Raw genomic sequence first — 11,262 nt, forward strand, 5'->3', positions numbered from 1 at the left:
CTCCATCCATGCCGCGGTGGCGATGAATCATGTTCCGCTACGGGCGTCGAGGCCGGAGTTTTTCAGCGGCCTGTTAGGCCCGAACGCGATCCGGGCCGCAGCGCCGCTTTGGCGTCGGCATTGGGCGGCGATTTCTGGCGTGGCATGGGCACCCTCGCGCGGCGCGGTAGGCGCGGCCTTTTCGCGGTCGTGGCCGCGCTGCGCAAGCCCGATGCGAACCGGATCGTGACGTCTGTGACAGGTGGCAGGGCAGGCGCGGTTTTCCGATGGGGGACGGTCGGCGGAACAATGCTTGACCTGCAAGGAGGAGTTTCGGAAAAGTTGAATGTGCCGTGCGGCAGAGAGAGGGCGGATGATGCTGATGAAGGGGGTCACCCTGCGCGGGCTCGAGGTGTTCGAAGCGCTTGCGGCAAGCGGATCGGTGGCGCAGGCCGCCGAGAAGACCGGCCTCAGCCAGCCGGCGGTCAGCCAGCAGATGCGCAATCTCGAAGCGGCGCTTGGCGCGGATCTGGTCGATCACGGACGGCGCCCGATGCAGCTGACACAGGCCGGACGCTCATTCCTGCTGCGCACGCAAAGCGTGCTGGGCCAGCTGCGACTGGCGCAGAACGAGCTGACGGTGATGGACCTGACGCATCTGTCGACGCTCAACCTTGGGGTGATCGACGATTTCGACAACGATCTGACGCCGCAGCTGGTAACCATCCTTGCCGAGAACATGATCCGCTGCCGGTTCAAGCTGGTCACCGCGCCGAGCCACGAGATTGCGCAGGCGATGTGCGAGCGGCGGTTGCACATCGCCATCGCGGCAAGTTCCGGCGCGGTGATGGACGGGGTGATCGAATACCCGCTGGTGCGCGATCCGTTCATGCTGGTCTGCGCGCGTGGCGCGTTGGCCGAGGCTGGCGGGGCCGAGGCCTTGATGCGTGGCCTGCCGATGTTGCGCTACGATCGCGACCAGCTGATCGGGCGCCAGATCGAGACGCATCTGGCCCGCCTGAAGCTGGAGTACCCTGAGCGGTTCGAGATCGGCGCCCATCTGGCGCTGATGACGCTGGTGGCGCGCGGTGTTGGCTGGGGCATCACTACGCCGCTGGGCTACATGCGCGCGGGGCGGTTGCACGACCGGCTCGAAGCGCATCCGTTGCCGATGCAGGCCTTTTCGCGCACCATCTCGCTGTTTGCCGCATCGGACTGGTCTGACAGGGTGCCGCGTGACGTGGCGCGCAGCATGCGCAAGCTGGTGACAGGCCTCGTTATCACCCCGGCATTGCGCCTGCTGCCATGGCTCGAGCCCGAGCTGCGCGTGCTGGCGGCGGACTGACGCGATAGCCGGGCCAAAAGGTTTGCAGGCCATGGTGGGCGGGGTGCAGATCCCGCCGCGGCAGATTCGAAAAACTCGAAACTGTCAGCCCGTGGCGGCCAGATAGGTGCGCACCGCCGCCTCGAATTCACGCGGTTTTTCGGCATGTAGCCAGTGGCCGGTGCCGGGAATCTTGGCAAAGCGGGCCTGCGGGAACAGCGCCCGGATGCGGTCTCGGTGGCCGCGCTGCACGTAATCGCTGTCGGCGCCGGACAGGAAAAGCGTCGGCCCGTCGAACTGCGCCGATCCGGGGTCGGGAAACTCCAGAATCTTCGGCATCTCGCTGGCCAGCAGATCCAGATTCAGCTTCCAGCGGCGCTCTTTGATGTCGAGAGATTGCAGGAAAAAGGCGCGCAGCCCCGCATCGGGCAACACTGCTTCGAGCTGCTGCGCCGCATCCGAGCGCCGCTCGACCCGCGACAGATCGACGGCGCGCATCGCCTCGATGTTTTGGGTCTGGGTGTGATCATAGGTCACAGGCGCGATGTCGGCGACGATGAGGCGGTTCACCAGTTCGGGCCGGCTGAGCGCCAGCATCATCGCCGCCTTGCCGCCCATGGAATGGCCAAGCACATCGGCCCGCCCGCCATTGGCCTCGATCACCTCGGCCAGATCGGCGGCCATGTCTTCGTAGTCGTGGCTCTGCGTCCATGGCGAATCGCCGTGGTTGCGCTGGTCGACGGCGATCACCTGCCGCACATCCGACAGGCGTTTGGCGATGACACCCCAATTGCGCGCCGAGCCGAAAAGGCCATGGACGATGACAAGGGGCGGCAGGTCGGTGGCAGCACCGTGGGAAAGAGTGTTCAGCATGTCCGAAGATCTAAGACAGCTGGGCGCCAAAGGGAATGCCGACAATTGTGCGATGTTTCGAAACCGATTGTGCGGGGCGCCTTGCATCGGGGCGGCATCTAGGCACATCTACGGATCGGCATGATGATGGCAGAACACGATATCGGGGACGCGGTGGCGCGTCTTGAGCAGGTCTTCGAAGACAAGCTGAGGCTGCGGCGTGGCGGGTTCGAACAGCGTGCGCGGCAGGCGCGCCGGATGTTGCCACGCGGCTTGCGCGCCGATCTTGCAAGGGTGATCGAAGCGTGGCGCATGGTCGGGCACCCCAAACAGGCGCGCGTGCTTGATGGCCCCGAAGTGCTGCGCTCGGCAGAGCGGATCGAAACCCATCTGAAGCGGCTCGACCTTGCCGATCGCCGCAAGGGCAGGCTTCTGGCGCTGCTGGCCAGCCTGATGTTTGATGCGCTGTTGGTGATCGCGGTGGTGCTGGGCCTGCTGGTCTGGCGCGGCTTCGTCTGAGAGGGTCCAGGTCTCAAGGCCGGAACTTTGGGCGTCACTCGCGCATGGCGCGCCCGTGAAGCCGCAGGAACAGGCTCTCTTCATCGTCATTGCGAAAGAACGGCACCGACTCGGGCGTGTTGTCCTGACCGGCACGGGCAGCAACCTCGGCCAGCACAACTTCGGTGATGAATGGCAGGTCGAAATGCCGGATCTCGTCCAGCGCGATCCATTGCAGGTGGCTCAACTCGTCCGACGCGGCAGAGAAATCGTCGGGATCCGAAGCAAGCGCCTCGGCGTCGACCAGAAAGAACCGCGCATCAAAGCGGCGCGGTCTGCCGGGCGGGGTGATCGCGCGGAACACGAATCGCAGGTTCGATGCGTCGGGCACATGCCCGGTGTCGGCAAAGCCCCGCCAGTCGGGCGGGGGCGCGGCCCAGTCGCCCCGCGTGCCGAGGATCTGGCCGGTCTCTTCCCACAATTCGCGCACCGCCGCCGCGGCCAGCGCCCCCGACAGACCGGGGCGGGACTGTTCCTCGATGCGATCTCGGCAGGCCGAGCTGAGCGCCTTGGGCAAGGGGATGTCCGCATCGCCCGCATCGACCGCGCCTCCCGGAAAGACGAACTTGTTGGGCATGAAGGCGGCACTTGCACCGCGCTGCCCCATCAGCACCCGAGGGCTGCTGCCCCTGTTGCGCATCACGATCACCGTGGCCGCATCCCGGATCGCCGTCTTGTCGATGGGTGGTGTCGTATCCTGAGTCACGTTGTCTCCGTCTGCGAAAAGCCGTGCATGCGTCGCGCCCATTGAAACGCGATGATCGCGCCCTTGAGCCGGGGCAGAAGAAAAAGCGTCAGCGCGGTTGCGCCGGTTCCCAGCACGGTGAGCAGGATCAGTGGCTCCGGTCTCCAGACCACAAAGCCGATATGCAGCGCCGGGGCCATCGCATGACCGACCAGCAGGATCGTCAGGTAAGCGGGCCCGTCATCGGCGCGGTGATGGTGCAGCGGCTCGCGGCACACCGGGCAATGGTCGCGCACCTTGAGATAGCCGCGCAGAAGCGGGCCATTGCCACAGTTCGGGCAGCGCTTGCGAAGACCTTTCCAGACCGAGGGCCACGTCGGGCGCTCTGCCGGGGCGTCCGGGGTGTTAAGCCGCGGTGCGCCGTCCAGCGGCGCTTCGGCGGGGTCATCGCTTGATGTCATCGGTTGGTCTGTCATGTCGGAAACGATCCTCCCCATCGTCCGGCGCCAAGGTGGGGCAGGACGGCGCACAAGGGAAGGGGGCAGTTGCCCCTTGCGGCGCCTTGTCGCGAAAAGAAGGCATCGTTGCGCTGCTCACAGCGCCTGACGTTAGGTCGTGCAAACTTTTCCGCTCCATTGCGACGGAACTGCATGGCCACGGCGTGGAAGCTACAGATCGGCGGCCGGACAGGGCGCCGACAGGATGCGAGAAACAGGAGATCGCAGCAATGACACGCAAGGCAAAGCTTCTTATCGGCGCCGCTCTGACGGTGATCGGGACCAGCGGCTTCGTGATCGCCGCTCCCGGAGATCAGCAGCAGGGGCGAGGCCCCCGCGCCGGTGGAGCGCCGATGATGGTCGAGATGTTCAAATCGCTCGACGCTGACGGTGATGGCACCATCACGCAGGATGAGCTCGCGGCTGCCGGGCCGGCCGGTGCCTTTGCCGAGGCCGATGCCAACGGCGATGGCGCGCTGGAAGCGGACGAACTGACCGCCTTTCGTCAGGCACAGGAGGCCGCCCGCGAGGCGCGCCGCCAGCAGCAGATGCTGCAACGGTTCGATGCCGACAAGGATGGCAAGCTGAGCCTTGAAGAGCTCACGGCCGGTGATCGCCGCGGCCCCGAGCGCCTGTTCACGCGGCTTGACGTGGACGAGGACGGCACGGTCAGTGCCGAAGAGCTGGCGGCGCTCGAGCAGATGCAGCCGCGGATGCGCGGTGAAGGCAAGGGCGGCGAGCGCATGGGCCACGGCGAACATGGCAAGCACCATGGTGACAAGGGCGACCGCGAGGCACGGATGCATGACGAGCACGGCCCGCGCGGCGAGCACGGACCAAGGGACATGAACCGCCCGCCGATGCCGGAAGGGGATGCGCCGATGCCCCCGCAGCCGGCGGAGTGACAGGACAGGCCGGGGCGGCCTTGCGCTGCCCCGGCCATTGCTTCGGGCGCAGCTTCGGGCTAGCGCATCGGGATGGACCGAATGCCATATGACGCGATGAGCGATCAAAATGACGAGTCCCTGCTTGCGGCCTATGCGGCTGGCGAGCCTGCGGCGGCGCGCGCCCTGACGCTTCGGTTTGCTCCGAAGGCGTTCAGCGTCGCCATGCGGATGCTGAAGGATCGTGCCGAGGCCGAAGACGTGGCGCAGGAGGCGCTGCTGCGCCTGTGGCGTGCGGCCCCCGGTTGGCGCACGGGCGAGGCGCAGGTGTCGACATGGCTCTACCGCGTGGTGTCGAACCTGTGCATCGACCGGATGCGACGGCGGCGCGGCGGGTTTGCCGATCTTGAGTCTGTGGCCGAACCCGAGGACCCCGCGCCCTCGGCGGCCAGCGCCCTGCAGGACACGGCGCGCGGGCAGGCGCTTGAGGCAGCGCTTGATGCGCTGCCAGAGCGGCAGAAACAGGCGGTTGTGCTGCGGCATCTCGAGGGGCTTTCGAACCCCGAGATCGCCGAGATCATGGACATCGGCGTGCGCGCGGTCGAAAGCCTTACCGCGCGTGGCCGAAAGGCGCTTGAGGGGCTTCTGGCTCCGCGGCGCGATGAGCTGGGGTATGATGATGACTGACAGAAAGATGAGTGACGACGGGCCGCTCGCCCCCTGGTTTGACGCTGCCCGCGATTACGCGCCCCTTGCTTCGGGCGACTGGCTGGCCCGGATGGAGGCGATGGCGCTGGCTGAGCAGCCTGCACCGCGCGCCGTATCCCGGCCCGTGCCGGGGCGACGGTCCGGATGGTTGCGAGAGGCGCTTGGACAGCTTGGCGGCTGGCCCGCGATGGCGGGGTTGGCGGCAGCCTGCGTGGCAGGGGTCTGGCTCGGGGCGGTTGCGCCGTCCGACTGGACGGGAATGGGAACAACGGACAGTTTGATCAGCGCGGCTGAACCGGCCAGTGCCTATGATTACGCGATGCTGGGGCTTTGATGATGGGCGATGACAGGAAAATGGCGGGGATGTCGAAAGGGATGCGGGCGTTGCTCTTTGGCTCGCTGGCGTTGAACGTCGCAGTGCTCGGGGTCGGGCTTGGCGCGGTGCTGCTGCGCCCCGATGACCACCGCGCACCGCGCGGGCGCGATTATGCTTTCGCTTACACCGGGGCGTTTTCCGACCAGCAAAGGCAGGATTTCGGCCGCAAGCTGCGCGGGACGTTCGACAAGCGGCCTGAGCGCAACGGCCCGCCGGATCTGTTGGCGAATTACCACGAAGCGCTTGGTTTGCTGCGTGACGATCCGTTCGATCCGGTGGCCTTCGGGGCGGCGGTCGGGCGCCAGGATCAAAAGGCCGAGGCGCGTCAGGCGCTGGGCCGCGAGATGATGGTGGCGTTCATTGCCGAGCTGCCACCGGCAGAGCGGGCTGCCTATGCCGACCGGCTCGAGGCCCGGATCACCGACATGGCGCAGCGCATCCGCAAGCACGACGGCCCGAGGCCCTGAGCCTCAGCGTCCGCCGGAGACGGCGCTCAGCGAGGTTTCGGGGCTGATGAGCTTTGGCGGCGCACCGGGCGCGAGCATCACCTGATTGCGCCCGGCGCCCTTGGCCGCATAAAGCGCCCGATCGGCATGATCCAGCAGGGTTTCGGGCATCTCGCCGCTTCCGGGCATCGCTACCGCGACGCCGATGCTGAGCGTGACGTCAATTGCCTTTGTCCCCGGTCCGGGCAGGCTGAAGGGGACGCTCGCGATGACATGGCGCAACCGCTCTGCGGTGCGGCTGGCGACACCGGGGGCCGCATCGGGAATGGCGATGAGGAATTCCTCTCCGCCGATCCGCGCGACAAGATCCGCCGCCCGCAGGTTCTGCGAGATTCGCTGTGCGACCTCGACCAGCACGACGTCGCCGGTGGCATGACCGTGGGTGTCGTTGATGTGCTTGAAATAGTCGATGTCGGCCAGAAGCAGCGCATAGGGGCGGGTATGCGCCGCCGCCCGTTCGGCGAGGCGCGACAGGTAGGGCAATGCATAGCGCCGGTTGTAAAGCCCGGTCAGCGGGTCGGTCACCGCGGCGCGCAGACTGTTGCGCATGGTGTCGCGCAGCCGGTCCTCGGTGCGCTTGCGGGCGATCTGCTGCGGCAGGCGCAGCACCAGCTCTTCGGCGTCAAAGCCCTGCGAGAGCAGATCGCCGGCGCCAAGATCCAGCGCGCTGGCCGCTTCGCGCCGACACTCCGGGCGGCTGACATATACGATCGCCGCCTGCCGGAACAGCGGCGAGGCGCGCAGCTGGGTCAGCAGCGACAGGCCGGACCCGGCCCGCGTGCCGGTATCGACGATGACAAAGACATCGGTCCCGGCGCAATCGTGGCGCAGCGCCATGTCGGGCGTCACCGCTTCGATCCGGTCCCGCAGGCGGGTGCGCAAGGTGGCGACGGCGCTGCGCACGGGAATCTCGGGTTGCACCGGCACCACCGTCACCCGCGCCGGGGCTTCGAATCCGGCGGTGTCCTCGGCCATGCCAAGCGCCTTTTGCGTGACTTCGCGCATGCGCAGCTCGTCTTCGGCGTTGCGGGCGCGCAGCAGGCTGCGCAGCCGTGCCAGCAGCACAAGTTCATCGACAGGGCGGGGCAACACCTCGTCGGCGCCAGCGGCCAGCAGGGTCAGCCGATCGGCGCGGTCGCTGTCGGGGGGCACCACGATGACCGGTGTCTCCACCGCTTCGGGTCTGGAACGCAGACGGCGGCAGAATTCCGCACCGCTCATGTCGGCGAGATCCGCCGCGACGATCACAAGGTCCGGCTTGTCGCGCGCAACAAGGCGCAACGCATCCGCGCCGCTGCCCGCTTGCAGCACTTCGTAATAAGCTGCGGTGAGCTTCACTCGCAGCACGATCCGGTTGGTGGGAACCCCGTCCGCGATCAGAATCCGACCTGTCATTGCACGCGCCTCAACGTTCGGTTAGGCAGATGCAGGTGTTGCATCCTCTGCGTTTACTCTTCGGATAAACTGGTTAACAAACTCTTTCATACGTCTGGTGAAAATGACGGTATCGCGAGAACTTGCCGACTTGGTCGGGCTTCAGGCGGTGGCCTGGATGGCAGGGCAGGACGATCTCCTGCCGGTGTTTCTTGGTGCGACCGGCGCATCCGAGCAGGATTTCCGGGACGCGCTCGAAGATCCGGGCTTTCAGGGCGCCGTACTGGATTTCATCCTGATGGACGATGCATGGGTGGCGCGATTCTGCGACGCGCAGGGCCTGCCTTATGATACGCCGCGCGCGGCCCGCGCCCATCTTCCGGGCGGCGGCGAGGTGCACTGGACATGAGCCTGCGCGCCGATGCGGTGCTGTTCGACAAGGATGGCACGCTGTTCGAATTCGGCGCCACTTGGGATGCATGGGGCCGCAAGACGCTGATGGCGCTCTCGGGGGGCGATGCGGCGCTGATGGCAGCGCTGGCGCAGGCCTCGGGCTTCGATCTCGTAAATCAACGCTTCACTGCCGACAGTCCGGTGATCGCCGGCACCAATCGGCAGGCCGCCGAATGCCTTGCTTCGGCGCTGCCGCACCGCAGTGCCGACGAGGTGGAAGCGCATCTGCTGGGCACGGCCGACGACGCGCCGCTGGTGCAAGCGGTGCCGCTTCTGCCCTTGCTGTCGGATCTGCGGGCGCTGGGGCTGGCGCTTGGCGTCATGACCAATGATGCCGAGGCCGCGGCGCGCATCCATCTGCGCAAGGCCGGTGTCGAGCAGCAATTCGCCTTCATCGCTGGGTTTGACAGTGGCCACGGTGCCAAGCCCGATCCGGCGCCTTTGCTGGCCTTTTCTACGGCGACGGGTATCGCGCCCGCGCGGATCGTGATGGTCGGCGACAGCGAACATGATCTGGTCGCGGGGCGCGGGGCAGGGATGCAGACCGTCGCCGTCCTGACCGGGCCGATCCGCGAGGATCGCCTCGCGCCGCACGCCGATGTGGTGCTGCCCGACATCGGGCACCTGCCGTCATGGCTTGCGGCCTGAGCTGAATATTTCGGTAAAATTCGCTTCTTTGCGGTCTTCTTAATCCGGGATCGGCAGGGTCGGGCCTAGTTTGGGCACGACAACCGATTTGGGCTCTCAAGATTAGACGACTCTTCACATGAACAGAGTCTTTGAACGCATAGGCGGAACAGAAACATGCACGGCTTGATCGCCAGGACTTTGCAGTGCTTCCTGCAAGACACCTACGGTTTGAGCATCTGGCAGAAGATCGCCGAGCTTGCAAAGCTCGACTTCGACGATTTCGAAGCCATGCTCGACTACGACATCCGCACCGTTGAACAGGTGCTGGACGCGGCCAGCATGTGCCTCGAGAAACCGCGTGATGCGCTGCTCGAAGACATTGGCACCTACCTGATCACGCATCCCAACAACGAAGGGTTGCGGCGTCTGATGCGCTATGGCGGCGTCGATTTCTTTGATTTCCTGCATTCGCTCGAGGATCTGCCGGGGCGCACGCGGCTGGCGGTGGCCGATCTGCAACTGCCCGAACTCGAGCTGACTGATTCCGTGCCGGGGCAATTCCTTCTGTCCTGTCATGGCAGCCTGTCCGATATGCCGGGTTTTGGCTATGTTCTGGTCGGCGTGTTGCGCGCGATGGCGGATGATTACGGCGCGCTGGTGATTCTTGATCATCGCGGCGCGCTCGGGCAGGCCGAGGTGATCGACATCACAGTCGTCGAAACCGATTTCGCCGAAGGGCGCAGCTTCGAACTGGCCGCGGCGCCTCCACCGGTCCGGCGGGAGAAAGCATCATGAAGCTGTCGTCCGATGCGCTTGATGCCCTGATGCCGATGCATCTGTCGATTTCCGCCGACGGCAAGGTGCGGCACGTCGGGCCGACGTTGCTCAAGCTGATGCACCACGTCTGTAGCGAGGGCAGGCATTTCTCCGATGTTCTCGAGGTGTACCGCCCGAAGCGGGCCGAGACAGTGCCGATGCTGCTGGACCTCGCGGGTCGCCGGTTGCAGACACGGTTGCGCTGTCGTGCGAAGGCCACGCTCAAGGGTCTTGTGGTGCCCGATGGCGACGGCGGGGCGATCGTGAATCTGTCCTTTGGGATCGGCGTGGTCGACGCGGTGCGGATGCACACTTTGACCAGCACCGATTTCGCCGTGACGGATCTTGCGATCGACATGCTTTATCTGGTCGAGGCAAAATCCGCCGCGATGGAAGCGTCACGCACGCTGAACCGGAGGCTTCAGGGCGCGATGCTGGTCGCCGAGCAGCGTTCGTTTACCGACGCTCTCACCGGGTTGCGGAACCGCCGGGCAATGGACGAGGCGCTCAAACGGCTGATCCGCGGCGGTGAGTGTTTTGCCCTGTTGCATCTCGATCTCGATTTTTTCAAGCAGGTCAATGACACCAAGGGACATGCGGCCGGAGATCACGTCCTGCGGGTGGTGGCAAAGATCATGCTGGAGCTGACTCGCAAGAGCGACCTGGTCGCGCGGGTCGGGGGCGATGAATTTGTGCTGATCCTGTCCGGGTTGCGAGATAGAACTCGGCTCGCCGACCTTGCGGATCGTCTGATCGGGCGGATCGAGCAACCGATCGAGGTCGATGGCGATCTGTGCCAAGTGTCCGCGAGCATCGGAATTGCCTTCAATCATCCGGATGCAACCCCCTTGGAAACGGCCGAAGAACTGCTCGAACGGGCTGATGAGGCACTGTATTCCGCCAAACGCCATGGCAGAGCGCAACACGCGTTTTCAGTCTCGGAACCCGAGAAAGAGGATCGCTGAAGCAGTCGCAGAAATTCGTGATTTTTTTCGAAATAGGGGTCTTGCGCATAGCGTATGCGTATCGTAAACCCCGCCGCACGGTTGGGGTGTGGCCAAGTGGTAAGGCATCGGTTTTTGGTACCGTGTACCGTAGGTTCGAATCCTACCACCCCAGCCAATGTCCTCGAAAAATTGCATACTTACCAATGGGATAGCCGCTGATCAAGCGGTCAGCCTCCCGTCTCCACGTCGTGGTGGTTCACAAACTGGTTCACATCGTGCGCGGTGCAGGACGCGCGAACCGTCGAGAAAATGGGGGCTTCACCTCGTTCGCAGAAACGGGATCTTCTACTTCCGGCGGCGCTGGCCCAAAAAAATCCGGTGTCTCGGCGCGCCCGCATTTCTGTCGGTTTCGCTCCGCACCCACCTCCTCGCCGAAGCGGTAAAGCGGTCGGCCGACTTGCTCTCCGCGGTCGAGGCAGGAGAGAAGCACGTGCTCGAAGAACTACAGGACAGCCCCGTCGGCGAGGCCCGGGTCCAGGCGATGCTGAAAGAGATTGTGCGGCGGGCTGTGGCTGGCATGATCGCCCGGCAGGAGAGAGAGGTGGTCGCGAGATTTCGGACCAGTTGCTAAGCTGTAGCGACTGACGAAGGAACGACCCAGATGACGAAGCGG

At 65.3% G+C, this 11,262-nt stretch carries 15 protein-coding genes and 1 tRNA gene; 12 read left to right on the top strand and 4 right to left on the bottom strand.

All coding sequences use genetic code 11. The features are described 5' to 3' along the window. Positions 1-355: 355 nt before the first annotated feature. Positions 356-1,324 (top strand): LysR family transcriptional regulator, encoded by a 969-nt coding sequence (locus tag Q4543_RS22460; RefSeq protein WP_303442054.1) that lies wholly within the window; start codon positions 356-358, stop codon positions 1,322-1,324. 84 nt (positions 1,325-1,408) lie between these two features. Here the strand turns inward: Q4543_RS22460 and Q4543_RS22465 are convergent, their stop codons facing one another. Continuing rightward, a complete protein-coding gene (locus Q4543_RS22465) occupies positions 1,409-2,176 on the bottom strand; it encodes an alpha/beta fold hydrolase (protein WP_303442042.1) in 768 nt (255 codons plus the stop codon). 123 nt (positions 2,177-2,299) lie between these two features. On the opposite strand from Q4543_RS22465, the gene Q4543_RS22470 reads away from it, so the two are divergent. Then, entirely contained in the window at positions 2,300-2,674 is a 375-nt protein-coding gene (locus Q4543_RS22470) for a hypothetical protein (RefSeq protein ID WP_303442043.1), read from the top strand. Between the two features lie 34 nt (positions 2,675-2,708). Here the strand turns inward: Q4543_RS22470 and Q4543_RS22475 are convergent, their stop codons facing one another. Both Q4543_RS22475 and Q4543_RS22480 read right to left on the bottom strand, forming a co-directional pair. Then, a complete protein-coding gene (locus Q4543_RS22475) occupies positions 2,709-3,353 on the bottom strand; it encodes an NUDIX domain-containing protein (protein ID WP_368502191.1) in 645 nt (214 codons plus the stop codon). Positions 3,354-3,415: 62 nt separating this feature from the next. Then, a complete protein-coding gene (locus tag Q4543_RS22480) occupies positions 3,416-3,874 on the bottom strand; it encodes a DUF983 domain-containing protein (RefSeq protein WP_303442045.1) in 459 nt (152 codons plus the stop codon). A 251-nt stretch (positions 3,875-4,125) separates the two neighbouring features. Here Q4543_RS22480 and Q4543_RS22485 point away from each other — a divergent pair, with 251 nt between their 5' ends. From Q4543_RS22485 to Q4543_RS22500, 4 genes are all read left to right on the top strand, one after another. Next, positions 4,126-4,800 (top strand): EF-hand domain-containing protein, encoded by a 675-nt coding sequence (locus Q4543_RS22485; protein WP_303442046.1) that lies wholly within the window; start codon positions 4,126-4,128, stop codon positions 4,798-4,800. Positions 4,801-4,896: 96 nt separating this feature from the next. Further along, positions 4,897-5,466, top strand: coding sequence for an RNA polymerase sigma factor (locus Q4543_RS22490; RefSeq protein ID WP_303442047.1), 570 nt, complete (start codon positions 4,897-4,899; stop codon positions 5,464-5,466). Continuing rightward, on the top strand, positions 5,459-5,821 hold the full coding sequence (locus tag Q4543_RS22495) for a hypothetical protein (RefSeq protein WP_303442048.1): 363 nt from the start codon (positions 5,459-5,461) through the stop codon (positions 5,819-5,821). Before Q4543_RS22490 ends, Q4543_RS22495 begins: the two co-directional genes overlap by 8 nt. A 29-nt stretch (positions 5,822-5,850) precedes the next feature. Next, entirely contained in the window at positions 5,851-6,330 is a 480-nt protein-coding gene (locus tag Q4543_RS22500; RefSeq protein ID WP_303442049.1) for a periplasmic heavy metal sensor, read from the top strand. A 3-nt stretch (positions 6,331-6,333) separates the two neighbouring features. Here the strand turns inward: Q4543_RS22500 and Q4543_RS22505 are convergent, their stop codons facing one another. Further along, positions 6,334-7,764 (bottom strand): diguanylate cyclase, encoded by a 1,431-nt coding sequence (locus tag Q4543_RS22505; protein WP_303442050.1) that lies wholly within the window; start codon positions 7,762-7,764, stop codon positions 6,334-6,336. A 103-nt stretch (positions 7,765-7,867) separates the two neighbouring features. On the opposite strand from Q4543_RS22505, the gene Q4543_RS22510 reads away from it, so the two are divergent. The 6 genes from Q4543_RS22510 (at position 7,868) to Q4543_RS24715 (ending at position 11,220) form a co-directional block, all read left to right on the top strand. After that, on the top strand, positions 7,868-8,152 hold the full coding sequence (locus tag Q4543_RS22510) for a DUF3572 domain-containing protein (protein ID WP_216003677.1): 285 nt from the start codon (positions 7,868-7,870) through the stop codon (positions 8,150-8,152). Continuing rightward, positions 8,149-8,844 carry an HAD family hydrolase gene (locus tag Q4543_RS22515; protein ID WP_303442051.1) on the top strand — a complete coding sequence of 232 codons (696 nt, stop codon included), beginning with the start codon at positions 8,149-8,151 and terminating at the stop codon, positions 8,842-8,844. Before Q4543_RS22510 ends, Q4543_RS22515 begins: the two co-directional genes overlap by 4 nt. Before the next feature lie 156 nt (positions 8,845-9,000). Continuing rightward, positions 9,001-9,621 carry a heme NO-binding domain-containing protein gene (locus Q4543_RS22520; protein ID WP_303442052.1) on the top strand — a complete coding sequence of 207 codons (621 nt, stop codon included), beginning with the start codon at positions 9,001-9,003 and terminating at the stop codon, positions 9,619-9,621. After that, complete coding sequence (locus Q4543_RS22525) at positions 9,618-10,607, top strand: diguanylate cyclase (RefSeq protein ID WP_303442053.1); 990 nt, start codon at positions 9,618-9,620, stop codon at positions 10,605-10,607. Before Q4543_RS22520 ends, Q4543_RS22525 begins: the two co-directional genes overlap by 4 nt. 82 nt (positions 10,608-10,689) lie before the next feature. Next, a tRNA-Gln gene (locus Q4543_RS22530) sits at positions 10,690-10,764 on the top strand. After that, complete coding sequence (locus Q4543_RS24715) at positions 10,765-11,220, top strand: DUF6538 domain-containing protein (protein WP_368502190.1); 456 nt, start codon at positions 10,765-10,767, stop codon at positions 11,218-11,220. Positions 11,221-11,262: the final 42 nt, after the last annotated feature.

This window comes from Salipiger sp. 1_MG-2023, assembly GCF_030547555.1.
Classification (GTDB): domain Bacteria; phylum Pseudomonadota; class Alphaproteobacteria; order Rhodobacterales; family Rhodobacteraceae; genus Salipiger.

Excerpts from the sequence above, each read along its gene's own strand:
- Q4543_RS22460 (WP_303442054.1), top strand. The coding sequence starts at position 356 with ATGCTGATGAAGGGGGTCACCCTGCGCGGGCTCGAGGTGTTCGAAGCG.
- Q4543_RS22465 (WP_303442042.1), bottom strand. The coding sequence starts at position 2,176 with ATGCTGAACACTCTTTCCCACGGTGCTGCCACCGACCTGCCGCCCCTT.
- Q4543_RS22470 (WP_303442043.1), top strand. The coding sequence starts at position 2,300 with ATGATGGCAGAACACGATATCGGGGACGCGGTGGCGCGTCTTGAGCAG.
- Q4543_RS22475 (WP_368502191.1), bottom strand. The coding sequence starts at position 3,353 with ATGCGCAACAGGGGCAGCAGCCCTCGGGTGCTGATGGGGCAGCGCGGT.
- Q4543_RS22480 (WP_303442045.1), bottom strand. The coding sequence starts at position 3,874 with ATGACAGACCAACCGATGACATCAAGCGATGACCCCGCCGAAGCGCCG.
- Q4543_RS22485 (WP_303442046.1), top strand. The coding sequence starts at position 4,126 with ATGACACGCAAGGCAAAGCTTCTTATCGGCGCCGCTCTGACGGTGATC.
- Q4543_RS22490 (WP_303442047.1), top strand. The coding sequence starts at position 4,897 with ATGAGCGATCAAAATGACGAGTCCCTGCTTGCGGCCTATGCGGCTGGC.
- Q4543_RS22495 (WP_303442048.1), top strand. The coding sequence starts at position 5,459 with ATGACTGACAGAAAGATGAGTGACGACGGGCCGCTCGCCCCCTGGTTT.
- Q4543_RS22500 (WP_303442049.1), top strand. The coding sequence starts at position 5,851 with ATGTCGAAAGGGATGCGGGCGTTGCTCTTTGGCTCGCTGGCGTTGAAC.
- Q4543_RS22505 (WP_303442050.1), bottom strand. The coding sequence starts at position 7,764 with ATGACAGGTCGGATTCTGATCGCGGACGGGGTTCCCACCAACCGGATC.
- Q4543_RS22510 (WP_216003677.1), top strand. The coding sequence starts at position 7,868 with ATGACGGTATCGCGAGAACTTGCCGACTTGGTCGGGCTTCAGGCGGTG.
- Q4543_RS22515 (WP_303442051.1), top strand. The coding sequence starts at position 8,149 with ATGAGCCTGCGCGCCGATGCGGTGCTGTTCGACAAGGATGGCACGCTG.
- Q4543_RS22520 (WP_303442052.1), top strand. The coding sequence starts at position 9,001 with ATGCACGGCTTGATCGCCAGGACTTTGCAGTGCTTCCTGCAAGACACC.
- Q4543_RS22525 (WP_303442053.1), top strand. The coding sequence starts at position 9,618 with ATGAAGCTGTCGTCCGATGCGCTTGATGCCCTGATGCCGATGCATCTG.
- Q4543_RS24715 (WP_368502190.1), top strand. The coding sequence starts at position 10,765 with ATGTCCTCGAAAAATTGCATACTTACCAATGGGATAGCCGCTGATCAA.